Origin of the sequence: Microtetraspora glauca (assembly GCF_040656155.1) — a bacterium.
Lineage (GTDB): Bacteria > Actinomycetota > Actinomycetes > Streptosporangiales > Streptosporangiaceae > Microtetraspora > Microtetraspora glauca.
The window spans coordinates 259265-281925 of record NZ_JBFALK010000001.1; the positions used below are offsets into that span (position 1 = coordinate 259265).

The 22661-nt window shown below is 70.7% G+C and carries 21 protein-coding genes; 15 read left to right on the plus strand and 6 right to left on the minus strand.

What is annotated here, in order from left to right; genetic code table 11:
* Positions 1-8: 8 nt before the first annotated feature.
* Positions 9-413, minus strand: coding sequence for a hypothetical protein (locus AB0I59_RS01295; protein ID WP_063818640.1), 405 nt, complete (start codon positions 411-413; stop codon positions 9-11).
* 156 nt (positions 414-569) lie between these two features.
* On the opposite strand from AB0I59_RS01295, the gene purN reads away from it, so the two are divergent.
* The 3 genes from purN to AB0I59_RS01310 all read left to right on the plus strand — a co-directional run bounded on the left by purN (position 570) and on the right by AB0I59_RS01310 (position 3704).
* Positions 570-1202: a phosphoribosylglycinamide formyltransferase gene (purN, locus tag AB0I59_RS01300; RefSeq protein ID WP_061253311.1), complete on the plus strand. Its 633-nt coding sequence runs from the start codon at positions 570-572 to the stop codon at positions 1200-1202.
* Positions 1203-1267: 65 nt separating this feature from the next.
* Complete coding sequence (purH, locus tag AB0I59_RS01305; RefSeq protein ID WP_228646900.1) at positions 1268-2809, plus strand: bifunctional phosphoribosylaminoimidazolecarboxamide formyltransferase/IMP cyclohydrolase; 1542 nt, start codon at positions 1268-1270, stop codon at positions 2807-2809.
* A gap of 43 nt (positions 2810-2852) precedes the next feature.
* Positions 2853-3704 carry a bifunctional methylenetetrahydrofolate dehydrogenase/methenyltetrahydrofolate cyclohydrolase gene (locus AB0I59_RS01310; protein WP_061253313.1) on the plus strand — a complete coding sequence of 284 codons (852 nt, stop codon included), beginning with the start codon at positions 2853-2855 and terminating at the stop codon, positions 3702-3704.
* A gap of 75 nt (positions 3705-3779) precedes the next feature.
* Here AB0I59_RS01310 and AB0I59_RS01315 read toward each other — a convergent pair whose 3' ends face one another.
* Positions 3780-4427 carry an FHA domain-containing protein gene (locus AB0I59_RS01315; RefSeq protein WP_061253314.1) on the minus strand — a complete coding sequence of 216 codons (648 nt, stop codon included), beginning with the start codon at positions 4425-4427 and terminating at the stop codon, positions 3780-3782.
* Positions 4428-4608: 181 nt separating this feature from the next.
* Between AB0I59_RS01315 and AB0I59_RS01320 the strand changes: the two genes are divergently transcribed.
* The 4 genes from AB0I59_RS01320 to AB0I59_RS01335 all read left to right on the plus strand — a co-directional run bounded on the left by AB0I59_RS01320 (position 4609) and on the right by AB0I59_RS01335 (position 9651).
* Positions 4609-5730 carry a citrate/2-methylcitrate synthase gene (locus tag AB0I59_RS01320; RefSeq protein WP_061253315.1) on the plus strand — a complete coding sequence of 374 codons (1122 nt, stop codon included), beginning with the start codon at positions 4609-4611 and terminating at the stop codon, positions 5728-5730.
* 86 nt (positions 5731-5816) lie between these two features.
* Positions 5817-6098, plus strand: a complete 282-nt coding sequence (locus tag AB0I59_RS01325; RefSeq protein WP_228646902.1) for a DUF3017 domain-containing protein — start codon at positions 5817-5819, stop codon at positions 6096-6098.
* A gap of 96 nt (positions 6099-6194) precedes the next feature.
* Complete coding sequence (locus tag AB0I59_RS01330; RefSeq protein WP_061253317.1) at positions 6195-7412, plus strand: NADP-dependent isocitrate dehydrogenase; 1218 nt, start codon at positions 6195-6197, stop codon at positions 7410-7412.
* A gap of 277 nt (positions 7413-7689) precedes the next feature.
* On the plus strand, positions 7690-9651 hold the full coding sequence (locus AB0I59_RS01335) for a serine/threonine-protein kinase (protein ID WP_358128870.1): 1962 nt from the start codon (positions 7690-7692) through the stop codon (positions 9649-9651).
* On the opposite strand, the gene AB0I59_RS01340 is transcribed toward AB0I59_RS01335, so the two are convergent.
* Positions 9648-10166, minus strand: a complete 519-nt coding sequence (locus AB0I59_RS01340; protein ID WP_358128873.1) for a PadR family transcriptional regulator — start codon at positions 10164-10166, stop codon at positions 9648-9650. The genes AB0I59_RS01335 and AB0I59_RS01340 overlap by 4 nt on opposite strands.
* A 55-nt stretch (positions 10167-10221) precedes the next feature.
* On the opposite strand from AB0I59_RS01340, the gene AB0I59_RS01345 reads away from it, so the two are divergent.
* Together AB0I59_RS01345 and AB0I59_RS01350 are read left to right on the plus strand one after the other, a co-directional pair.
* Positions 10222-11673: an MDR family MFS transporter gene (locus AB0I59_RS01345; RefSeq protein WP_358128876.1), complete on the plus strand. Its 1452-nt coding sequence runs from the start codon at positions 10222-10224 to the stop codon at positions 11671-11673.
* A gap of 92 nt (positions 11674-11765) precedes the next feature.
* Positions 11766-12935, plus strand: coding sequence for a hypothetical protein (locus AB0I59_RS01350; protein WP_358128879.1), 1170 nt, complete (start codon positions 11766-11768; stop codon positions 12933-12935).
* Between the two features lie 34 nt (positions 12936-12969).
* Here AB0I59_RS01350 and galE read toward each other — a convergent pair whose 3' ends face one another.
* Positions 12970-13917: a UDP-glucose 4-epimerase GalE gene (gene galE / locus AB0I59_RS01355; protein ID WP_358128882.1), complete on the minus strand. Its 948-nt coding sequence runs from the start codon at positions 13915-13917 to the stop codon at positions 12970-12972.
* Between the two features lie 388 nt (positions 13918-14305).
* Here galE and AB0I59_RS01360 point away from each other — a divergent pair, with 388 nt between their 5' ends.
* Genes AB0I59_RS01360 through AB0I59_RS01370 form a run of 3 tightly spaced genes read left to right on the plus strand, consistent with a single transcriptional unit; the run spans position 14306 to position 17651 of the window.
* On the plus strand, positions 14306-15613 hold the full coding sequence (locus tag AB0I59_RS01360; RefSeq protein WP_358128885.1) for a hemolysin family protein: 1308 nt from the start codon (positions 14306-14308) through the stop codon (positions 15611-15613).
* Positions 15614-15656: 43 nt separating this feature from the next.
* Positions 15657-16664, plus strand: coding sequence for a tryptophan--tRNA ligase (gene trpS, locus AB0I59_RS01365; RefSeq protein WP_061253323.1), 1008 nt, complete (start codon positions 15657-15659; stop codon positions 16662-16664).
* Positions 16665-16712: 48 nt separating this feature from the next.
* Positions 16713-17651, plus strand: a complete 939-nt coding sequence (locus tag AB0I59_RS01370) for a YihY/virulence factor BrkB family protein (protein WP_061253324.1) — start codon at positions 16713-16715, stop codon at positions 17649-17651.
* A gap of 43 nt (positions 17652-17694) precedes the next feature.
* Here AB0I59_RS01370 and AB0I59_RS01375 read toward each other — a convergent pair whose 3' ends face one another.
* Positions 17695-18522, minus strand: coding sequence for a LysR family transcriptional regulator (locus AB0I59_RS01375; RefSeq protein ID WP_358128888.1), 828 nt, complete (start codon positions 18520-18522; stop codon positions 17695-17697).
* Between the two features lie 82 nt (positions 18523-18604).
* Between AB0I59_RS01375 and AB0I59_RS01380 the strand changes: the two genes are divergently transcribed.
* Complete coding sequence (locus tag AB0I59_RS01380) at positions 18605-19864, plus strand: MFS transporter (protein ID WP_358128891.1); 1260 nt, start codon at positions 18605-18607, stop codon at positions 19862-19864.
* An 85-nt stretch (positions 19865-19949) separates the two neighbouring features.
* On the opposite strand, the gene AB0I59_RS01385 is transcribed toward AB0I59_RS01380, so the two are convergent.
* On the minus strand, positions 19950-21095 hold the full coding sequence (locus AB0I59_RS01385; protein WP_061253327.1) for a D-alanyl-D-alanine carboxypeptidase family protein: 1146 nt from the start codon (positions 21093-21095) through the stop codon (positions 19950-19952).
* Between the two features lie 97 nt (positions 21096-21192).
* Between AB0I59_RS01385 and AB0I59_RS01390 the strand changes: the two genes are divergently transcribed.
* Both AB0I59_RS01390 and AB0I59_RS01395 read left to right on the plus strand, forming a co-directional pair.
* A complete protein-coding gene (locus AB0I59_RS01390) occupies positions 21193-21411 on the plus strand; it encodes an SCO4848 family membrane protein (protein WP_061253328.1) in 219 nt (72 codons plus the stop codon).
* Positions 21412-21459: 48 nt separating this feature from the next.
* On the plus strand, positions 21460-22641 hold the full coding sequence (locus AB0I59_RS01395; RefSeq protein WP_061253329.1) for a glutamate--cysteine ligase: 1182 nt from the start codon (positions 21460-21462) through the stop codon (positions 22639-22641).
* The last annotated feature ends 20 nt before the right edge of the window (positions 22642-22661 follow it).

A 22661-nucleotide genomic window follows, 5' to 3' on the forward strand; every position in this document is an offset into this window, starting at 1 on the left:
GGGGCGGCCTAGTTCGGGAAGGGAAGGTTCGCCGGCCAGGCGACGCCGAGCCGTCGTTCCACGGCGCTCTTGAGCTCGTTCAGGCAGTCGTGTGCCGCGGTGACCGTCCCCGCGCCCTTCCCGCACTCCACGTACGCGTTGAGCTCGGCGGAGAAGAAGAGCTGGGTGGCCATCAGCAGCCCTCCGAACAGGAACGAGACGACCGCGATGACGAGGCCGGAGGCCGCCGCGCCCACGGGACGGCGTGCCCGGCTCAGCGTCCTGACGTCACGGAACGCGACCGCGAGACCGAAGATCGACAGTGCCAATCCGGCGGCGGGCAGCATGAACGTGCAGATCAGCGCCGCGAGGGCGAGCAACAACGCCCGGCGGCCCCCCAGGTCGGATGCCGGCGTCTGCAGTGGTGCCGTCACGATCTCCACCTTTGCCTTCCGCGCTTTTCCCCGCCACCGCGCCCCGGCATTTCGCCGGGCCGCCTTCGAATCCGGTGACCGGAGCCCGATAACCTTTCTACCGGCGAGGGACTGCTGCCTGCGCCCTCTCACAGCCTTCCCGAAGGAGTCCGCCCGGTGCCATCCGGACCGCACCATCCGACAGAGGCCGCCCGGCTCGTGGTTCTCGTCTCCGGTTCCGGGACCAACCTACAAGCCCTTCTCGACGCCGCGGCGGCCCCGTCGTTCGGCGCCGCGATCGTCGCGGTCGGCGCGGACCGTGACGGCATCGAAGGACTGGCCCGTGCCGAGCGCGCCGGGATCCCCGTGTTCGTCGAGCGGGTGGGCGACCACGCCACACGCGACGAGTGGGACGAGGCACTCGCCGGGAAGATCGCCGCGTACAAGCCCGACCTCGTGGTCTCCGCCGGTTTCATGAAGATCCTCGGCCGTCGTGTCCTCGGCTCCTTCCCGGTGGTCAACACGCATCCGGCGCTGCTGCCCTCCTTCCCGGGCGCCCACGCCGTACGGGACGCCCTCGCGTACGGCGTCCGCGTCACCGGCTGCACGGTCCACCTGGTCGACGCGGGAGTCGACACCGGCCCCGTGATCGCGCAGGAGGCGGTGGCCGTACGCGACGGGGACGACGAGGACACGCTGCACGAGCGGATCAAGACCGTCGAGCGCAGGCTGCTCGTCGAGATCGTCGGGCGCATGGCACGCGAGGGCTGGACGGTCTCCGGCCGGCGGGTACGCCTGGGGCGTGCCTGACCGGTTTCCGGGCACGACGACCCAGTGGATGAGCTGGGCGAAAACGGAACAGAGAGGATCACGAAGTGACCCGCATCGCCATCCGGCGCGCGCTGATCGCGGTATACGACAAGTCCGGGCTCGAAGAGCTGGCCCGGGGCCTGGAGGCGGCGGGCGTCGAGATCGTCTCAACCGGCGGCACCGCCGCCGCCATCGCGTCGTACGGCGTGCCCGTGACGAAGGTCGAGTCGCTGACCGGCTTCCCGGAGTGCCTGGACGGCCGGGTCAAGACGCTGCACCCGAGGGTCCACGCGGGGCTGCTGGCCGACGGCGCGAACCCCTCGCACGTCAAGCAGCTCGACGAGCTGGAGATCGAGCCGTTCCAGCTCGCGGTGGTCAACCTCTACCCGTTCGCCGAGACGGTCGCCTCCGGCGCGTCCGACGCCGAGTGCGTCGAGCAGATCGACATCGGCGGCCCCGCCATGATCCGCGCGGCGGCCAAGAACCACGGCACGGTCGCGGTCGTCGTCGACCCCCGCGCGTACGACAGCGTGCTCGCGGCCGTGGCCGAGGGCGGTTTCACCGTCACCGAGCGGAGGCGGCTCGCCGCCGCGGCGTACGCGCACACCGCGGCCTATGACGTGGCGGTGGCCTCCTGGTTCGCGGGCGTGTACGCGCCCGACGGCGAGTGGCCGTCCTTCATGGGCGCCGCCTGGAAGCTGAAGACGCCGCTGCGCTACGGCGAGAACCCGCATCAGGGGGCCGCGCTCTACTCCGGCCAGGAGGCCGGTCTGGCGAACGCCGAGCAGCTGCACGGCAAGGAGATGTCCTACAACAACTACGTGGACGCCGACGCGGCGTGGCGTGCGGCATGGGACTTCGCCGAGCCCTGCGTCGCGATCATCAAGCACGCCAATCCCTGCGGCGTGGCGATCGGCGCGGACGTCGCCGAGGCCCACCGCAAGGCCCACGCGTGCGACCCCGTCTCGGCGTACGGCGGCGTGATCGCGGTGAACGGCGAGGTCACGCGGGAACTCGCCGAACAGATCGCTCCGATCTTCACCGAGGTCGTGGTGGCGCCGTCCTTCGCTCCCGAGGCGCTCGACATCCTCAAGGGGAAGAAGAACATCCGGCTGCTCGCCTGCCCGGCCGGCCCCGGCAACGCGGCCGAGTTCCGCCGGATCGACGGCGGCCTGCTCGTGCAGACGGTCGACCGGGTGAACGCCCCCGGCGACGACCCGGCGACGTGGGAGCTCAAGGCGGGCGCCGCCGCGACGGATGAGGTGCTGGCGGACCTCGCCTTCGCCTGGAAGGCGTGCCGCTCGGTGAAGTCCAACGCGATCCTGCTGGCCTCGGAAGGGGCCACCGTGGGCGTCGGCATGGGCCAGGTCAACCGGGTGGACTCGGCCCGCCTCGCGGTGTCCCGCGCGGGCGAGCGCGCCGCGGGATCGGTCGGCGCGTCCGACGCGTTCTTCCCGTTCGCCGACGGCCTCCAGGTGCTGGCGGACGCGGGCGTGAAGGCGATCGTCGAGCCGGGCGGTTCGATCCGGGACGAGGAGGTCGTCGCGGCCGCCGAGGCGGCCGGCATCAGCCTCTACTTCACCGGCACCCGCCACTTCTTCCACTGACCGCCACGGTTATCGGCACGGTTATCGGCACGTTAGGAGACCAATGAGCGCGCAGACTCTGGACGGCAAGGCGACCGCCGCCAAGATCAAGGCCGATCTCGCCGAGCGGGTGTCGGCTCTGGCCGCCAAGGGGGTCAGGCCCGGACTGGGCACGATCCTCGTCGGCGACGACCCCGGCAGCCAGATCTATGTCGCGGGCAAGCACCGGGACTGTGCCGAGGTCGGCATCGCCTCGATCCGCGTGGACCTTCCCGAGACGGCGACCCAGGCCGAGGTGGAGGCCGCGATCGACGAGCTCAACGCCTCGGCGGAGTGCACCGGCTACATCGTGCAGTTGCCGCTGCCGCGTCACCTCGACACGATGGCGCTGCTGGAGCGGATGGACCCGGCCAAGGACGCCGACGGCCTGCACCCGGTCAACCTCGGCCGCCTCGTGCACATGGTCGACGCCCCGCTGCCGTGCACGCCGCGCGGCATCGTGCACCTGCTGCAGGAGTACGGCGTGCCGCTCAAGGGGGCGGAGGTCGTCGTGGTCGGGCGCGGCATCACGGTCGGCCGCTCGCTCGGCCTGCTCCTGACCCGCCGCAGCGAGAACGCCACGGTGACCACCTGCCACACCGGCACGCAGGACCTGGCCTGGCACACCCGCAAGGCGGACGTGATCGTGGCCGCGGCCGGAGTGCCGAACCTGATCACGGCGGACATGGTCAAGCCCGGCGCGGCGGTGCTCGACGTGGGCGTCTCCCGGGTGGACGGCAAGATCGCCGGCGATGTCGCGCTCGACGTGCGGGACGTCGCCGGCTTCGTCGCGCCCAACCCGGGCGGCGTCGGCCCGATGACCCGCGCGATGCTGCTCACCAACGTGGTCGAGGCGGCCGAGCGCGCGGCCGGCTGACCGGCTCGTACGCCCGCGCGTGACCTGTGCCCCGCCTGTGCCCGGCCGTACGAGCCGGGCACGGGCAGGGCCGGGTCAGCTGGCGCGGCGGCTCGACGTCGTGGGGGAGTGATGCGCCGGGTCGGTGGCCCGCTGCGTGGGGACCACCGGGGTCGGCCGCACGAGACCGAGCGCCACGACCTCGTTGGCCAGCCGGGTGCGCCGGTTGGTCCCCTCGGGGATGCGGAACTTCTGGTAGAGCCGCAGCAGGTGCTGCTTGACCGCGGCCTCCGTCACCACGAGGTCGTCGGCGATCTCCCGCGCGGTCGCCGGGGCGACGAACGCCTCGTCCGACAGCGCGGGCCGGCACAGCGAGGCCAGCACGTCGGCCTCGCGCCGGGTCAGCTCCGGCGCGGCGGCCCTGCGCAGCTCGACCTCGGGGGTGAAGTCCTCACGGGGGATGCCGCCGACCCGTGCCCGCGCGGCGCCGAAGGAGACCACGTCGCCGTCGTCGAGGACCCTCCGGGCGATCGGCCTGCCGTTCACCCGCGTGCCGTTGCGGGACAGGCCCAGATCAACGACGTACAGGTAGGGTCCGCGCCGGACGAATTCGGCGTGCAGTCGAGACACGCTCGGATCAGTCAGCCGGATGTCGACGCCCCTGCCCCGACCGATCGTTGTGATCTCGGGGCGCAGCGCTATGACCTCGCCGCTGTCCTCGATCCGAATGAACGGCCCCTCCACGGCAGTTCCTCCCCAGGTAGCCCGCCGTTACTTTCGCTACAGATCCGGCTTACCCAGACGTGGGGATCGGGAATCTCCTTTGCCGGAAGGAGAATCGCGCTTGAAATTGGTCTGGACCTCTGCGAGGTGCTTTGCCTGCTCACGGGTAGACTTCGGGCGAAGATAAGCGGAGGAAACACTCATGGCGGACAAGCCCACCAAAGGCCTCGCCGATGTCGTCGCCGCGTCCACAGCGCTCAGCGACATCGACGGGAAAGCCGGCCGGCTTTTCTATCGCGGCTACGACATCCACGATCTGGCCGGCCGCACCACCTTCGAAGAGACCGCGCACCTGCTCCAGCACGGCTCGTTGCCGACACGCGACCAGCTGGCCGCGTACGGGGCGGAGCTCGTTCGGGGCCGTGCCCTCGGGGGGCTGGTCGAGAGCAACATCCCGGAGATCGCCGGGAAGCAGGCGCCCATGGAGGCGCTGCGCACCCTCGTCTCCCTGGCCGGCGCGGACGATCCGGACAAGGATTCCAACGCCGCCGACGCCAACCTGCGCAAGGCCGCGCGGCTCACGGCGCAGCAGCCCATCCTGGTCGCCCACTACCACGCGGCCCGCACCGGCGGCTCGATTCCCGACGCGGATCCCGAGCTGAGCATCGCGGCGAACTTCCTGTTGCAGATCACCGGGAGGGCGCCGTCACAGCGGGAGGTCGAGATCTTCGACGCCTGCCTGGTGCTGCACGCCGACCACACGATGAACGCCTCCACGTTCGCCGCCCGTGTCTGCGCCGCGACCCTGTCCGACATGCACTCGGCCATCGTCGCCGCCATCGGCACGCTGAAGGGCCCGCTGCATGGAGGCGCGAACGAGCAGGTCATGCGTACGCTGGAAGCGATCGACCCCACCGGGGTCGCGCAGGCCGTACGGGACAGGCTCGCGGCGGGTGAGAAGATCATGGGCTTCGGGCATCGGGTCTACAAGACGGAGGACCCGCGGGCGACGCATCTGCGGAAGATGTCGCGCGAGCTCGGCGAGGCGTCGGGCGACGACACCTTCTACCGGATGTCCAAGGAGATGGAGGAGGTCGTCTTCGCGGAGAAGGGCCTGTATCCGAATGTGGACTTCTACGCCGCGACGGTCTACCACTACCTCGGCATCCCGACGGATCTGTTCACCCCGGTGTTCTCGGTCAGCCGGATGTCCGGGTGGACCGCGCACGTGATCGAACAGCACGCCGACAACCGCCTGATCCGCCCGGACAGCGAGTACATCGGAGAGCGCGACCAGAAGTGGACGCCGATTGACGAGCGGTGAGCGGCGCAGCGAGCGAGCACGCGACCGTGAGGCCGAGCGGTGAAATACCGCACTGAAACGAGAAGTGAGGGTCACCATAGGCGCTGGTGAGTGTGAGCGGTAAGCCCTGGGGGCCGTACCTGCTGGTTGCCGCGGGTACGGCCGCCGGGCTGGGCCTGATCGCCTTCGGCGTCGCCACGTGGGTGGGCGGCGCGGTCATCGGGTTCGCCCTGGTCGCGGGGGCGGCGCTTCGGCTGATCGTGCCGGACGACCGGGCCGGTCTGCTCGGGGTGCGGACACGCCGGATGGACGCCTTCGTGCTCCTGCTGCTCGGCGCCGCCCTGGTGGCGGGCTCGTTGAGCCTGCTGCTGCGCCTGCACAGCACCTAGTCACGGGCGCATTACGCCCGTCCGATAGCCTCAACGGCCAGTGAGCCTCAAAACGGACCGTCTGGCCAGTGTTAGTTCAGAAGGGGAACCACACGCATGCCCAAGATCAAGGTAGCGGGTCCGGTCGTCGAGCTTGACGGCGACGAGATGACCCGGATCATCTGGCAGTTCATCAAGGACCAGCTGATCCTTCCCTACCTCGACGTCGACCTGAAGTACTACGACCTCGGCATCGAGCACCGCGACGCCACCGACGACCAGGTCACGATCGACGCCGCGAACGCCATCAAGCAGTACGGCGTCGGCGTCAAGTGTGCGACGATCACGCCGGACGAGGCCCGGGTCGAGGAGTTCGGCCTGAAGAAGATGTGGAAGTCCCCGAACGGGACGATCCGCAACATCCTCGGCGGCGTCATCTTCCGTGAGCCGATCATCATGTCGAACGTGCCGCGGCTCGTTCCCGGCTGGACCAAGCCGATCGTGGTCGGCCGTCACGCCTTCGGCGACCAGTACCGCGCGACCGACATCAAGGTGCCGGGCGAGGGCACGCTCACCCTGACCTTCACCCCGAAGGACGGCAGCGAGCCGATCGAGCTCAACGTCTTCGACTTCCCGGGCAGCGGCGTCGCGATGGCGATGTACAACCTGGACGACTCGATCCGGGACTTCGCCCGCGCCTCCATGAGGTACGGCCTGGCCCGCAACTTCCCGGTCTACCTGTCGACGAAGAACACGATCCTCAAGGCGTACGACGGCCGCTTCAAGGACATCTTCGCCGAGGTCTACGAGACCGAGTTCAAGGCGGAGTTCGACGCCGCCGGCATCACCTACGAGCACCGCCTGATCGACGACATGGTCGCCTCCGCGCTCAAGTGGGAGGGCGGCTACGTCTGGGCGTGCAAGAACTACGACGGTGACGTCCAGTCGGACACGGTCGCGCAGGGCTTCGGCTCGCTCGGTCTGATGACGAGCGTGCTGATGACCCCGGACGGCAGGACCGTCGAGGCCGAGGCCGCGCACGGCACGGTGACCCGGCACTACCGCCAGCACCAGCAGGGCAAGCCGACGTCCACCAACCCGATCGCCTCGATCTTCGCGTGGACCCGCGGCCTGCAGCACCGCGGCAAGCTCGACAACCAGCCCGAGGTGATCGACTTCGCCGCGAAGCTGGAGCAGGTCTGCGTCGAGACCGTCGAGGGCGGCCAGATGACCAAGGACCTGGCGCTCCTGGTGGGCGGCGACGCCGAGTGGCTGACCACGCAGGACTTCCTCGCGGCTCTGGACGAGAACCTCAAGAAGAAGATGGCCGGCTGATCCCGCCATCCGGTCACGGGGCCGCTCGCCTTCATGGCGGGCGGCCTTTGCCGTCTCCCTTGCCGTGCCCCGTTTCGCGCCCTTTTCGGGGTCCGCTCTCGCCCGCCTTCCGCGTACCGTGAGGCCCGTTTCCGCGTCCGTCGTTCCGTGACCGCATGTGGCCTCGTCGTACGCGGGTCACGTCGTGGTCTCGGCGTGGTCTCGGCGGGCTGGGAAACGGGCAACGGAGCCGTAAAGTTCTCATGGTCGAGACTTTGCCGAATCGTGGGGGCGTGGGATGCCGAACGTCGCGCCGCTCGGACCGGGGGACCCGCCCCGGCTCGGGCCGTTCGTGCTGTCCGGCCGCGTCGGCGAAGGCGGCCAGGGCGTGGTCTACCTGGGAAGAAACGACGCGGGAGAGCACGCGGCGATCAAGCTGCTGCACGTCAAGTTCACCGGCGACACCATGGCCAGATCCAGGTTCGCCCGGGAGCTCCGGGCCGCCCAGCGGGTGGCCAGCTTCTGCACGGCCCGGGTGATCGCGGCCGACCTCGAAGGCGACACGCCGTACATCGCGAGCGAGTACATCGACGGGCGGTCCCTGCGCGAGGCGGTGGAGGAGAGCGGGCCGATCACCGGGGCCGCGCTGGAGCGGCTCGCGGTGGGCACGGCGACCGCGCTGACGGCGATCCACCACGCGGGGATCGTGCACCGGGACTTCAAGCCGGACAACGTGCTGCTCGCCCCTGACGGGCCGCGCGTGGTCGACTTCGGCATCGCCCGGATCATCGACTCGACCGGCACGATCACCAGCCGGGCGATCGGCACGCCCGCCTACATGGCCCCGGAGCAGATCTCGGGTGACAAGGTGGGCCCGCCCTCGGACGTGTTCGCCTGGGCGTCGACCATCGCGTACGCGGCGACGGGCACGGCGGCGTTCGGCGGAGACTCGATCGCGGTCGTGCTGAACCGCGTGCTCAACCACGACATCGACGTGAGCATGCTGCCCGAGCCGCTTCGCGGCGTGGTGCGCTCCTGCCTGAACAAGGCCCCCGCCGCCCGGCCGACCGCCGACAACATCCTGCTGCGCCTGCTCGGCCGTACCGAGTCGGGCGACGCGTCCACGGTGGTGTTGTCAGAAGGGGCTCACGCCGCCAGCCCGGAGGCGGCGGACGCCACCCGTGCCATGCGCCTGCCCCAGGGACAGGCGACGCGCCAGACGGCGGCACAGGGCTCCGGGGCACGCGGTGTGCCGCCGCTGGGCGTGGACCCGCGGCAGGTGAGGCCAGGGGGCGGGGAAACCCTCGACGCGGGTTCTCCGGAGCCGCCACAGGGCGGAGGACGGCGTCGCAGGGGCCGGGTCGTCGCCGCCGTCATGGCCGTGGTCGCCGCCGTGGCCGCGGGCGGAGCGCTGGCCGCCACGCGCCTGGGAGGCGACACGGCGGACCCGACGGTGACCAGCCGGGCGAGCGTGCCGGGGAAGACGCCCCGGTCGTCCACTCCCACCTACTCCACGGTCGTGGACAAGGCGCAGCGGACCCGGAGGCTCACGATCGGTGTGAAGGGTGACCTGCCCGGCATCGGCCTCGCACCGAACGGCGGCGCCTTCACCGGGTTCGACGTGGACGTGGCGACGTATGTCGCGGCCAAGATGGGCGTTCCCGCGAGCGGGATCACATTCCGGAGGATCGGCAGGGGCGATCGGGCGACGGCGCTCACCAGCGGTGACGTCGATCTGGTCTTCGCCACCTACGCGTACGACGACAACAAGGGGGACGACGTCGGCTTCGCCGGGCCCTACTACGTCGCGCACACCGACGTGCTGGTGGCGAAGGGGTCGCCGATCAGGCGGCTCGGCGACATGGAGGGCAGGCGCATGTGCGCTCCGCTGGGCAGCGGGGCCGTCGCCCTGATCCAGGACAGGGTGAACGTGGAGCCGGTCCCGGCGGACAACTACGCGGCGTGCATGGATCTGCTGGTCGCGGGCAAGGTGGACGCCGTCCCCGGCGACGACCTCATCCTCGCCGGGTTCGCGAACCGGGTGCCCAACCTCCGGCTCACCGTGCTCGGCCTCAAGCTGACCGACCAGCGTTACTCCGTGGGGATGCCCAAGGGGAACGCGCGGACATGCGAGGCCGTCCACGGCGCGATCTCCCGCATGTACGCCGACGGCACCATGAAGCAGCTGCTCAAGCGCCACTTCGGGAACGTCGACTTCGACCCCGAGGACGACCTTCCCGCCATGCTCACCTGCGGCTAGACGGCGCCTCCGGAAGCCTTGAGGTCGGCGATGGAGTCGGTGGCCCACCCCACGGCCATCCGGGCCTGCCGGATGCCGAGGTCCAGCGCGTACTTGCCGTATCCCTTCTTCGACCTGGGATCGCCGAGTCGCTCCAGCTCGCGGAGCCTTTCCTCGAACGTCGCCTTCATGCGTTCCAGTACGGCGAGCGCCTCCTCCGGCTCCAGCAGCGGGGCGAGGAACGCCTGGAGCGCGATCTCGCTGCGCGGCACGGCCGAGGGGCTGTGCCCGACGAGCCAGCGGTGCAGCGCGTCGCGGCCGTCCGGCGTGATCGTGTAGATCTTCCGGCCCCGGGCGCCCTCGGCCTCGACCGTGATCAGCCCGTCGGCCGCCATCTTGGCCAGCTCGGGATAGATCTGGCTGTGCCCGGCCTGCCACACGTGGGCGAGTGACGTCTCGAACTTCTTGGTCAGGTCGTACCCGCTGGCCGGGCCGGAGGCCGACAGCAGGCCGAGGAGTGCGATCCGCAGGGACATGCGCCCACTATAGCTGCGCATTGACATGTCAGAAGTTACATGTCATTTTCAACATGTGAAGACAGACATGAACAAGAACGGGCTCCTCCTGTTCGCCGTGCTGGGCGGCATGTTCCTCGCCATGCTCGACCAGACGATCGTGGGCACGGCGCTGCCCCGGATCACCGCCGAGCTGGGCGGCGCCCGGCTCTACACCTGGGTCGTGACCGCGTACCTGCTCACGTCCACCGTGACCGTCCCGCTGTACGGCCGGCTCTCCGACGCGTACGGCAGGAAGCCGCTGCTCCTGGTCGGTGTGACGATCTTCCTCGCGGGCTCCGCCCTGAGCGGGGTGGCTCAGGACATGGGCCAGCTGATCGCGTTCCGCGGGCTCCAGGGCCTCGGCGCGGGCGCGCTGCTGCCGCTCTCCCTGGCCCTGGTCGTCGATCTATTCCCGCCGGAGCGCAGCGGCCGGGTGCAGGGGGCGCTCGGCGGCGTGATGGCGCTGAGCTACATCGCGGGGCCGTTCCTCGGCGGCCTGTTCACCGACCACGCGAGCTGGCGCTGGGCCTTCTACGTCAACGTCCCCATCGGGCTCGTGCTGATCGCGATCATCTGGTTCCGGCTGCCGCACCGTCCCGGCGACGCGGGCGGGGCGCGCCCCGACTACCTCGGCATCGCGGTCTTCACCGCCGCCATCAGCGCGCTGCTCGTCGGCCTGACCGAGAAGGGCGTCGACGGCAACTCCTGGACGAGCGTCCCCGTCGTCGGCCCCATCGCCGCGGCCGCCGTCCTGATCGCTCTGTTCGTCCTGGTCGAGCGGCGGGCCGCGCAGCCGATCGTGCCGCTGCACCTGTTCGCCAACCGGACCTACACCCTGGTCAACGTGGCCTCGTTCGCCACCGCCTCCTGCATGTACGCCGGCGTGGTCTTCCTGCCGCGTTACTTCCAGGAGGCACAGGGAGAGAGCGCCACCTCCTCGGGCCTGCGCATCTACCCGCTGATGCTGGCCATGGTCGTGGGCAGCGCCGTCACCGGCGCGCTCATCTCGCGCAGCGGCCGCTACAAGCCGTGGCTGGTGATCGCGCCGTTCTTCCTCATCGCGGGGACCGTGCTCTGCGTGAACGTGGCCGTGGACTCGCCGGCGCTCGCGCTCGCGGGCTGGATGGCGCTCATCGGTCTCGGCATGGGCCCGATGTTGTCCGGGCTCACCGTGGCCATCCAGAGGGCCGTGCCTCCGCGGTTCATCGGTACGGCCAGCGCCAACCTGACCTTCTTCCGGCAGATCGGCGGGTCCGTCGCCCTCGCGGTCGGCGGCACGGCCTACGGCTCGGTCGTCGCCCGCGAGGCGCCGCTCTCCGGCCTGCCCGCCGCGCACGCCGCCGCGAGCGCAACCGTCATCCCCTGGCTCGGCGTCGTCGGCGCGGTCGTCGCCCTCGTCGCGCTCGCCCTGATGCCCGACCGCAGGATCGACCCCGCCGAGGCCGTACGCGGGACCGAGGAGGCGGCGTTCGCGCAGGCGGGATGATGTGGGCGACCTCCGCCCGGGACGGCGTGTCGGGGCGCCGCGTGCCAGCGGTACCCCATTGAATTGATCTCTAACGTTTCGGGGGAGCACGAATGGGTCGTCGGGTCATCATGGTCGTCGCGGGTCTCGCCTGCCTGATCGCCGCCGGAGCGCCACGCGCCGCGCTCGCGTCGGACCAGTGGGGCGGAGCGGATCTCGGTGTCGAGATCTCGGCGTCGCCCAGGGTCGCCCAACCGGGCCAACCGCTGGTCTACGACGTGCGGGTGCACAACAACGGCCCGGGTGACGCGGTGCTCCCGGTGCTCACGATCCGGCTCCCGAGGGACGTCAAGGTCATCAACGTCAACGTGGCGGAATGCCGGGCCGGGCGCGGCACCAACGAGATCATCTGCCGTTCGCCCGGCGATGTGCTCGCGACCGGCAGCGGTGGAGTGACGGTCACCGGCCTGGTACGGCCGGCCGCGCACGGCACCCTCCGCGCCCAGGCGGAGCTCTCCTCCGAGATCGTCGATCCCCATCAGGAGGACAACACCGCGGAGACGGTCACCCAGGTCGCCGAGGGGGCCGACCTGGCCGTCCGGCTCGCGCCCACCGCGCGTACGGCCGTGCCGGGCGAGCCGTTCACCATGAAGGCCACCGTGCGCAACCGGGGGCCGGAGGTGGTGCGGGACGCCTACGTGTTCTTCCAGCCCGCGCGGGCCCACTTCCTGTCCGCGGCGGGCGCGCGCTGCCAGGGCGCGGCGGGCTACGTCGGCTGCGCGCTGCCTCCGATCAGGTCGGGAGCCCGGAACCTGGTCGAGTTGATGTTCCGGGTGCCGCAGCGGGTCACCCGACCGATCGGCGCGCGGGCCACGGTCTACTCGCGCCAGGTGGGCGACCGGCGACCGGCCAACAACGAGGCGGTCATGCGGGTCGCCATGGCGACCGGCTCGGGCGGGGTGACCGCTGCCGGGCCCGCGGGCTACGCGGCGGGCCACACGCGGCCGGCGGGCTACCCGGGCCTCGCGGGCCACGCGGAGTCCGGGGGTCAAGCAGGGCAGGTGGGCGCCGCGGGGTCGCCGGGTTCCACGGGGCGCATCGGTTCAGTGGGACGTGCAGACCGGGGCCGCGGTCGTGGACATGCGCTGGGGCGTGACACCCGCCGGGGGGCCGCCGGTGGCGAACACCACGCCGGCGGCGGCCGCCAGGCTGCCGAGCAGGACGAGAGCCACCAGCGCGGCCCGTATGACCAGCGGGGAAAGCCCGTCCACTCGCACACATGAGATCCCATCACAATTCACCGATCGAATCCGGGTTTTACGACCGGAGGGCGGTCCATGCATCCCGGACGATCGTGTGCAACGACGTGTGATCGGGCTTCCAGCCGAGCTCCCGCTGGATCTTCTCGGACGAGGCGACCAGCACGGCCGGGTCGCCCGGCCGCCGGGGGCCGACCTCGACGGGGATCTCGTGCCCGGTGACCTCACGGCACACGTCGATGACCTCGCGCACCGAGAAACCGGCGCCGTTGCCCAGGTTGTAGACGGTGTGCGTACCGGCCGCGCAGGCGTCCAGGGCGAGCAGGTGCGCGCGGGCGAGGTCGGTGACGTGGACGTAGTCGCGGACGCAGGTCCCGTCCGCGGTCGGGTAGTCGGTGCCGAACACGCTGATCGACTCCCGCTCGCCGAGCGCCACCTTGAGGATGTTCGGGATCAGGTGCGTCTCGGCCGCGTGGCGCTCGCGGAAGCGGCCGTACGCGCCCGCGACGTTGAAGTAGCGCATGCTGACCGCGGCCAGGCCGTACAGGCCGGCGAAGGCGGAAAGCGCGGTGTCGACGGCGAGCTTCGACGCGCCGTAGGGGTTGGTCGGCCTGGTCGGGGCCGTCTCCGGGATCGGCGTGCTCTCCGGCTCGCCGTACGTCGCGGCCGTGGAGGAGAAGACGATCCGGCCGACGCCCGCCCGCCGCATCGCCTCCAGGAGGGCGAGGGTGCCGCCGAGGTTGTGCGACCAGTAGAGCCCGGGCCGGTCCACGGACTCGCCGACGAGGGACTTGGCGGCGAAGTGCAGCACGCCGTCGAACCCTTCTTTCAGCAGGTCACCGGCTTCGGTGATCGACCCCTCGACGAACCGCGCGCCGTCGGGGACCGCGTCGGCGTGACCGGTCGACAGGTCGTCGAGCACCGTGACGTCGTGCCCGGCCTCGACGAGCAGCGCCGCCACGACGCTGCCGATGTACCCCGCGCCACCCGTGACCATCAGCCGCATTGTTTGCTCCTGATTGAGTTTGTTGGATTATGTACGACCTCGCCCAGCTTACGCGGTGGAGATGAGGCGCGGGTTAAACGCCAGGCAGTAGGGTGACCCGATCAGCACCGTGCGAACGGATCGAAGGCGTGAGCGAGACTAGTGCCCCTCCCGTCAATCTTTGCCCCGTCGCGTCGCCCAGGGAGGCACCTCGCCGACCTGCTCCTCGCAGGCTCGGAGTTTCCGCGGGGCCCGGGAATGTCGGCCGTAGGCTCCGCTACGGCCTCTTCCTCCGCCTTGCGACGCACCACCCCGGACACCGCTCCTTCCGGGCAAACCTTGCCGGTCACGGCACCAGCGAGCGGACCGGCGAGCACGGGTGCCGCGCCCATGCCCGCGAGGAGCGGCCGTGAGCGTCGCGGTGAGCATCCCCCTTGTCCTGATGTTCATCCTGATCTGCGGATTCTTCGCGGCGGCGGAGATGGCCATGGTCACCCTGCGCGAGAGCCAGATACGCAGGTTGAGTCAGACGGGGCGCAGGGGCGCGCGGGTGCAGAAGCTCGCGCGGGATCCCAACCGCTTCCTGTCCGCCGTCCAGGTCGGCGTGACGGTCGCGACGGTCCTGTCCGCCGCGCTCGGCGCGGACACGCTCGCGGACCGGCTCGAACCGGTCCTCGAAGGCTGGGGGCTGTCCGCGAGGGTCGCCGCGCCGGTCGCGTTCGGGCTGGTCACGCTGGCCATCTCGTACGTCACGCTGGTGTTCGGCGAGCTCGCGCCCAAACGATTCGCGCGGCAGCGGGCCGAGGGGATGTCCCTCATGGTCGCACCGATGCTCGACCTGATCGCGACCCTGTCCCGGCCGGTGATCTGGCTGCTGTCCGTGTCGACCAACGGCGTGGTCCGTCTGCTCGGCGGCAATCCCTCGGCCGACCGCGCCGCGATGACCACCGAGGAACTGCGCGACATCATCGTGGGCCACAAGGAGCTCACCCAGGACGAGCGCAACGTGATCGCCGAGGTGTTCACGGCGGGCAAGCGCCGGCTCAGAGAGGTCCTGCTGCCCCGCACCGAGGTCGAGTTCATGGCCGCGGACACGCCGCTCGCCGAGGCGGCGGTGCTCGCGGCGACGATGCCGCACTCCCGTTTCCCCGTCTATCGCGACTCCTATGACGACATCATCGGATTCGTGCACGTACGGGATCTGCTCGACCCCGTGTTGACCGGGCGCATCGAGCCCATCAGCGAACTCGTGCCGATCAGGCCGGTCAAGCTGGTGCCCGCCACCAAGCGCGTGCTGCCGACACTCGCCGAGATGCGGGACGAGGGACACCACCTGGCGATCGTCGTGGACGAGTACGGCGGCACCCGCGGCATCGTGACACTGGAGGACCTGGTCGAGGAGCTCGTCGGCGATATCCGCGACGAGTACGACGAGGCCGGGAGGTCCGTGCGCGTCGTCGCCGGGGTCATCGAGATCGAGGGCCTGGTCAACCTGAACGACTTCGCCTCCGAGACCGGCATCAGGCTCCCGGAGGGCCCCTACGAGACGCTCGGCGGCTATGTCATGGCGGCGCTCGGGCACCTGCCGCAGATCGGGGAGACCGCGGAGGCGCCGGGGGCCAGGCTGACCGTGACGGAGATGGACGGCCGGCGGGTCTCCCGCGTGCGCGTGATCCGCACCCCCACCACCGTGGACGCGCCCGGAACGGAGGAGTGAGCGTGTCACGGGCACGGTGGTTCTCCTGACAGAATGAGGTGTTATGGATCGTCCTCGCGTGCTCTCCGGAATCCAGCCCACCGCCGATTCCTTCCACCTCGGAAACTATCTCGGCGCGGTCCGGCAGTGGGTGGCGATGCAGGAGACCCATGAGGCGTTCTACTGCGTGGTCGACCTGCACGCGATCACCGTCAACCCGGCCCCGGAGGAGCTGCGTCGCCGCACCCGGATCGCCGCCGCGCAGCTGTTCGCGGTCGGGCTCGATCCCGAGCGCTGCACGGTCTTCGTCCAGAGCCACGTACGCGAGCACACCGAGCTGGCCTGGATGCTGAGCTGCCAGACCGGGATGGGCGAGGCCGCCCGGATGACCCAGTTCAAGGACAAGGCGGCCAAGTACGGCGAGAGCGCGGCCGGGGTCGGCCTGTTCACCTACCCGATCCTGATGGCCGCCGACATCCTGCTCTACCAGGCCGACCAGGTGCCGGTGGGCGTCGACCAGAAGCAGCACCTGGAGCTCACCCGCGACCTCGCGCAGCGGTTCAACAGCCGCTTCGGGCAGACGTTCAAGGTGCCCAACCCCTACATCCTCAAGGAGGTCGAGAAGATCACCGACCTCCAGGAGCCGACGGCCAAGATGTCGAAGTCGTCGTCCAGCCCGCAGGGCATCCTCGACGTGCTGGAGCAGCCCGGTCCGCTCCGTAAGAAGGTCATGCGCGCGGTCACCGACACCGGCACCGAGGTCCTCGCCGACGAGGAGAACAAGCCCGGCGTCACCAACCTGCTGCGCATCCAGTCGGCGCTGAGCGGCACCCCGATCCCCGAGCTCGAGGCGCGGTATGCCGGGCAGGGATACGGCACCTTCAAGAAGGACGTGGCCGAGCTGGTCGTCGACACGTTCACGCCGATCAGGGAGCGCACGGAGAAGCTGCTGGCCGACGAGGCCGAGCTGGACAAGCTGCTCGCCGCCGGTGCCGAGCGCGCGCGCGAGGTGGCCCGCGAGACCATGGCCGAGGTGCGCGAGCGCATGGGGTTCCTGCCCACTTCCTCCTGATCCGATTTCCAGGCGGCGGTCCGGGGCAGTCCTCCGGCGGGGGTGGTCATGTTCGCGCGGATCATGCGGCTCGTCGAGAAGGTCAAGGCCCGCGGCCGTCGCCTGATGGAGCGGGAACGCATCAGGTTCCCCTGGTTCGACCACCTCGTCCGCACCGTCCACCGCTATCAGGTGCAGTCGGCCACCCGGCTGGCGGGGGCGGTCACCTACTTCGCGTTCCTGTCGTTCTTCCCGCTGATCGCGCTGGGTTTCGCGGTGCTCGGCTTCGTCCTGGCGGTACGCCCGGACGCGCAGCAGGCGCTCATCACCGCGATCAACCAGCAGCTCCCCGGGCTCGCCGACCGGCTCCACATCAACCAGATCGCCGGAGCCAGGGCGGGCGCGGGCACCTTCGGCCTGGTCGGCCTGCTGTACGCCGGGCTCGGCGCGGTGGACGCGCTGCGCTCCGCGCTCCGTGACATCTGGATGAGCTGCGAGCCGCGGCTCGACTTCTTCCGGGCCAAGCTCAGGGACCTCGTCACGCTGGTCTTCATCGGGACGACCCTGCTCGTGTCGGCCGTCATCAGCGCCCTCGCCACCGGGGCGACGAGCGCGGTGGCCGACTGGCTCGGCCTGGGCACCTCCTGGTTCGCGGGGGCCGCCATCCGGGTCGCCGGTTTCCTCGCCGGAGTGGGCGCGGACCTGTTGCTCTTCCTGATCTTGTTCGGCTGGGTGGCCCGGTCCTCGCAGCCGTTCCGTGACGTGCTCAGGGGCGCTGTGGTCGGCGCCGTCGCGTTCGGCGTGCTCAAGCAGTTCGCGGCGCTGATCCTGGCCAAGACGCTGCACAACCCGGTGTACGGCACGTTCGCCGTCGTCGTGGGTCTGCTGATCTGGATCAACCTGTCGGCCCGCGTCGTCCTCTACGCCGCCGCGTGGACGGCAACCTCGGGGATGGGCCCTCCCCCCGAGCCCACCCCCGTGCCGTCCCCCCTTTTGCCGAAGAGCTGACGCTCCGGCCGCGGGCCGGTCGGGAGGGCCTGCGGAAGGCGGGTCAGGCGCTCATGGCGTAGAGCACGTCCCGCAGGGGCTCCTCACGGCCGCGCGTCCAGACCAGCCGCAGGGCCAGGGTGGGCGCGGCGACGTCCAGCGCGACGAGCGCCCCCGACGCCAGGTCCGCCTCCACGACGAAATCGGGCAGCATCGCCATGCCCAGGCCCTGCCTGGTCCATTCCCTGACGGTGGCGACGCTGGGCAGCTCACGCCGTGGGACCTCGGGGCCGATCACGCGGTCCACGGCCAGCCGCGCGGAGCATTCGGGCGCGGTCACCAGCAGCGTGCGGTCCGCGTGGCCGGGCGCGGTGACCAGGATCAGCGACACCTCGTCCACGTCCAGGTAGTCCAGGTCCGGCGGCGTCGCGAACCCCAGCGCGCCGACCCGCAGACCGGAGTCGAGCAGCAGCCCCGCGTCGAGGCCGCCACCGGCCAGTTCGGCGAACAGCAGCTGCCGGGGAAGCGAGGTGACCTCCAGGTCGATATCGGGGCGGCGCTCCGCCAGCCGCCGTACGACGGACGGCAGCCGGGCCGCCGCGAGCATCTCCAGGGCGCCCACCCGGACCCGCTGGCGCCGCTCCGTGACGGCCCGCCGCACCTCGTCGGCGTGGTCGAGCAGGCCCTGTGCCCGGTCGAGCAGCCGCGTTCCCGCCTCGGTCAGCCGCATCCCCCGGGGTGTGCGTTCGAAGAGCGCGACGCCCAGTGTTCCTTCCAACCTCCGGATCTGCTCCGACACCGAGGCGGGAGCCAACCCCAGCATGTTGGCGGCCTCGGTGACGGTGCCGGATCGCGCGACCACCACGAATCCCCGCAGATGGCGTAATTCCACGCCATGAGCATACGGATTTCCCGAACGCCCCTTCCGATGGGAGCTGTTGAGGTGAGATGTCCGGTTCAGCAGGGTGACCGGCATGACATCTACGGTGAGATCCCTGAGCCTCTCGCTCGCGTACTTCCTGGTGCTCCTCGACACCACCGTGCTCACGATCGCGCTCCCCGACGTGCGCGCCACGCTCGGCGGTTCGCTGGCCGGGCAGCAGTGGGCGGTGAACGCCTACACCGTCGCCTTCGCCGCGTCACTCCTCGTCGGTGGGGCGGTGGCCGACAGGTACGGCGCGGCCCGGACGTTCCGGCTGGGAGTGGGCGCGTTCGGCCTGATCTCGTTGGCGTGCGCGCTGTCACCGACGCTGGAGGCGCTCGTCGCGCTGCGGGCGCTGCTGGGCGTGGCTGGCGCGCTCTGCCTGGGCGGCTCGCTCGGCCTGATCGCGCAGCTGTACCCCGATGCCGCGGAGCGGGCGCGGGCGATGGGTGTCTGGGCCGCCGCCACCGGAAGCGCCCTCGCTGTCGGACCGCTGCTCGGCGGGCTGCTCGTGGACCTGGCGGGGTGGCGGGCGATCTTCCTGATCAATCCGCCCCTGGCCGCGCTCGGCCTGCTGGCGGCCAAGAGCGTGGTCTCGCCCCGGGGAACGCGACGCATCGACTGGGCCGTGCAATCGCTGGCCTGCGCCTTCCTCGCGCTGCTCGCCCAGGCCGTGACCGGGCGTTCCCCGATCGCGGGAGCGGCGGCCGTCACGATGGTGGTCCTGCTCGTCGTGGTGGAACGGCGCAGCCACGCGCCCGCGCTGCCGGGCGGGCTGTTGCGCGCCGCCTGGCCGGAACTGCTGGCCGGGACCGTGGCGAACTTCGCCTTCTCCGGCGCGCTCTTCGTGCTCACACTGCTGCTCCAGGAAGGACGGCACCTCACCCCGTCGGCCGCCGGGCTCGCCTTCCTGCCGCTGACCCTGCCGATGAGCGTCAACCCGCTGCTCACCGGCCGCGTCGTGGCACGGTACGGCGCCCGGCCGCCGATCCTGGCCGGGCTGGTCCTGCTCGCCGCCGGGCTGGCCGGGGTCGCGTGCGGCGATCTGCTCGTGGCGTCGCTGATCGTGACCGGTCTCGGTCTGTCGTTCTGCCTCCCCGCGCTGGTGGCGGGTGTGGTCGCCGCCGCCCCGCCGGGGACGGCGGGCACCGCGGGCGGGGTGCTGAACGCCGCTCGCCAGGTGGGCGCCACGCTGGGCGTCGCCGTACTCGGGGGGATCGGTGACGCCCTGCTCGTGGCGGCCGGGCTGGTCGCGCTGACGGCCGTCGTCTACGCGGCCGGGAGCGCCCGGAGGAGAGTGCCGGCGGGCTGACCCTCGTGGCGGCGCCCCGGCCCCGGTGCCGTCGCCTGAGCCGTCCTCTGTGCCGCTGCCCGTGCCGCTGCCTGTGCCGCTGCCGTCAGGTACGGCCGGCGCGGCGGCGGCGGATGCCGTACCCGAGCCAGACGAGGCCGCCGAGCAGGCCGGCACCGATCGCGATCATCGCGGCGATCGGCCCGCTCCCGCTGTCCACGGCGGCGACCGGCCGCCGGGAGGGGAGCGCGGTGGCACCCCCGGCGAGCGCGGAGCCGGAGCGCGCCGGCCCGGTCAGCTCGGGAACGACCGAGGCCTTCTCCGGCACGGGATCGACCAGGACGCCCACGGGGGTGGCCCGGCCGCGCGCGGCGAACCCCCAGTCGAGCATCTTCGCGACGTCCTCCCAGAAGGAGCCCTCGTCGTGCATGATCGAGACGATGATCGTGTGGCCGTTCCTCGAGGCCGCGCCGACGAAGCTGCCGAGCGCCTTCGAGGTCCAGCCGTTCTTGACGCCGATCATGCCGGGATAGCGCCAGAGCAGCTTGTTGTGGTTGCCGATCTCGTAGTAGCCCTTGGGTGCGGGGAACTTGGCCGTCTTGGTGCTCACGTACTTGCGGAACGAGGGAAGCGCGAGCCCGGCCCTGGCGATCAGGGCGAGGTCGTAGGCCGAGCTCCGCTGGCCCGGCCGGTCCAGGCCGCTCGGCGTCTTGGCCACCGTGTCGTACGCCTGGAGCCTGCGGGCCTCCTTGTTCATGTCCGCGAGGGTGGCCGTCATGCCGCCGTGCGCCTCGGCGAGCGCGTTGGCGGCGTCGTTGCCCGACACCATCAGCAGCGCGCGCATGAGGTCGTCCACCTTGTAGATCGGCTTGGGCACCAGGCCGACCGCGCTGCCCTCCTCGTTGCAGGCATCCTGGCTGGGCTTGACGGTCTTGCCCTTGTCCAGCTTCGGGATGAGCGTGACCGCGGTGAGCGTCTTGAGGGTGCTCGCCGGGAGATAGTGGCCGTGCGGGTCCTTCGCGGCCAGCACCTGGCCGGTCTCCGCGTCGGCGATGACGTAGGACGAGGCGGTGGTCTTGGGGGGCGCCTTGACGCCTTCGGGGGAGATCAGGCCGCGTCCGGCGAGCTGGTCGCCGCCGACGGTGCCCGCCCGGTGGGGCAGGGCTCGCGCGGCGGCGGGTGTGCAGAGTGCGACGCCCGTGAGCGTCGTCGCGGTGAAGGCCGCCCCGAGGGCGCGCAGGCTGGTCCCCATAAGGGGTTCAGCCTAGCTTCGAGTCTCTACGCATGCCGTGACAGATCCCCCAAAGATCGCGTCGTACGCACTCGGTGGCAATGCCGATACTGAGAGCATGTCGAGACGTGTATCGGGCTTTCTCCTGGCCCTCGCCGCTTTCATGATCTTTGAATGGATCAATCTGGGCTTCAACCTCGCCGACGGGCATGAGACGAGTTTCTATGTGGTCCACGGCATCCTGATCGCCGTCAACATCGTCCTGGCCGTCGTGCTGGGCGTTGTCGGTGTACGTGCATGGAATACAACCGCGAAGACTGGCAAATCGGGCGGATAACGGGGTACGGCGTAGAGGAACGCCGATTCCGAACAATGGAGGTCCGCGGTGGCGATCCAGTTCAATCCTTCGCGTGGGGCGACTCTGGGAGTGGAGTGGGAGCTACAGCTCGTCGACAGGCACACTCGACGGCTCCGCCAGGACGCGAAGGAGGTGCTGGCCGCGGTCCCCGAGCTGAGCGAGAGCTCCCGGCCCAAGGCCATGCACGAGCTGATGCAGTCCCAGATCGAGATCGTCACCGACGTGTGCCACACGGCGGCGGAGGCCGTACGCGACCTGGGCAAGAGCATCGACCGGCTCCGCGACGTGGTCGAACCGCGCGGGATGTCGCTTGCCTGCACGGGCACGCACGCGATCAGCGACTGGCGCGAGGCGGTCTACGCCCCCGTCCAGAGGTACACCGAGCTGGTCGAGGAGATGCAGTGGCTGGCGTGGCGGATCCAGACCTTCGGAGTGCACGTGCACGTCGGCGTCCGGGACAGGGACAAGGTCATCCCCATCGTCAACGCCCTGGCCGCCTACCTCCCGCACTTCCTCGCCCTCACCTCGTCCAGCCCCTGCTGGGGCGGGCAGGACACCGGGCTCGCGTCCAGCCGGGCGATCGTCTTCGGGGCGCTGCCCACGGCCGGGCCGCCGCACCTGCTGGCCGACTGGGCGGAGTTCGAGGAGTATATGGACACGCTGGTACGCGCAGGGACAATTAGGAGTATTAAGGAGGTATGGTGGGATATCCGGCCACATCCTGATTTCGGGACCATCGAGATCCGGATGTTCGACGGGATCCCCACCCTCCGCGAGGTCGGCATGGTGACCGCCCTGTCCCAGTGCCTGGTCCAGCAGTTCGACCAGCAGCTCGACCGGGGGTACAAGCTGCCGAGGCCGCCCGCCTGGGTCGTACGGGACAACAAGTGGCGCGCCACCCGCTACGGACTGGACGCCGAGGTCATCACCGATGACCAGGGCTCCACCGCGCCGGTGCGCGACGTCCTGTACGAGCTCCAGCGCGAGCTGGAGCCGGTGGCCGAACGGCTCGGCTGCGCGGACGAGCTCGCCGTGATGAGCGAGGTCCTGGACCAGGGCGGCTCGTGCGAGCGGCAGCGCGGGATCCTGGCGGCGGGCGGCACGCTGGAGGACGTCGTGGACGCGACGATCATCGAACTCGCGGAGGACAGGTTCGTGACGTCGCCCCCGGGTTTCTCGAACGGGGGGCCGGGACACTCGGGCACCTGAATGGGCGGGTGATCGGGCTG

Excerpts from the sequence above, each read along its gene's own strand:
- trpS (WP_061253323.1), top strand. The coding sequence starts at position 15,657 with ATGGATCGTCCTCGCGTGCTCTCCGGAATCCAGCCCACCGCCGATTCC.
- AB0I59_RS01340 (WP_358128873.1), bottom strand. The coding sequence starts at position 10,166 with ATGTCCCTGCGGATCGCACTCCTCGGCCTGCTGTCGGCCTCCGGCCCG.
- AB0I59_RS01320 (WP_061253315.1), top strand. The coding sequence starts at position 4,609 with ATGGCGGACAAGCCCACCAAAGGCCTCGCCGATGTCGTCGCCGCGTCC.
- AB0I59_RS01310 (WP_061253313.1), top strand. The coding sequence starts at position 2,853 with ATGAGCGCGCAGACTCTGGACGGCAAGGCGACCGCCGCCAAGATCAAG.
- AB0I59_RS01350 (WP_358128879.1), top strand. The coding sequence starts at position 11,766 with ATGGGTCGTCGGGTCATCATGGTCGTCGCGGGTCTCGCCTGCCTGATC.
- AB0I59_RS01335 (WP_358128870.1), top strand. The coding sequence starts at position 7,690 with ATGCCGAACGTCGCGCCGCTCGGACCGGGGGACCCGCCCCGGCTCGGG.
- AB0I59_RS01370 (WP_061253324.1), top strand. The coding sequence starts at position 16,713 with ATGTTCGCGCGGATCATGCGGCTCGTCGAGAAGGTCAAGGCCCGCGGC.
- galE (WP_358128882.1), bottom strand. The coding sequence starts at position 13,917 with ATGCGGCTGATGGTCACGGGTGGCGCGGGGTACATCGGCAGCGTCGTG.
- AB0I59_RS01385 (WP_061253327.1), bottom strand. The coding sequence starts at position 21,095 with ATGGGGACCAGCCTGCGCGCCCTCGGGGCGGCCTTCACCGCGACGACG.
- AB0I59_RS01330 (WP_061253317.1), top strand. The coding sequence starts at position 6,195 with ATGCCCAAGATCAAGGTAGCGGGTCCGGTCGTCGAGCTTGACGGCGAC.
- AB0I59_RS01380 (WP_358128891.1), top strand. The coding sequence starts at position 18,605 with ATGACATCTACGGTGAGATCCCTGAGCCTCTCGCTCGCGTACTTCCTG.
- AB0I59_RS01390 (WP_061253328.1), top strand. The coding sequence starts at position 21,193 with ATGTCGAGACGTGTATCGGGCTTTCTCCTGGCCCTCGCCGCTTTCATG.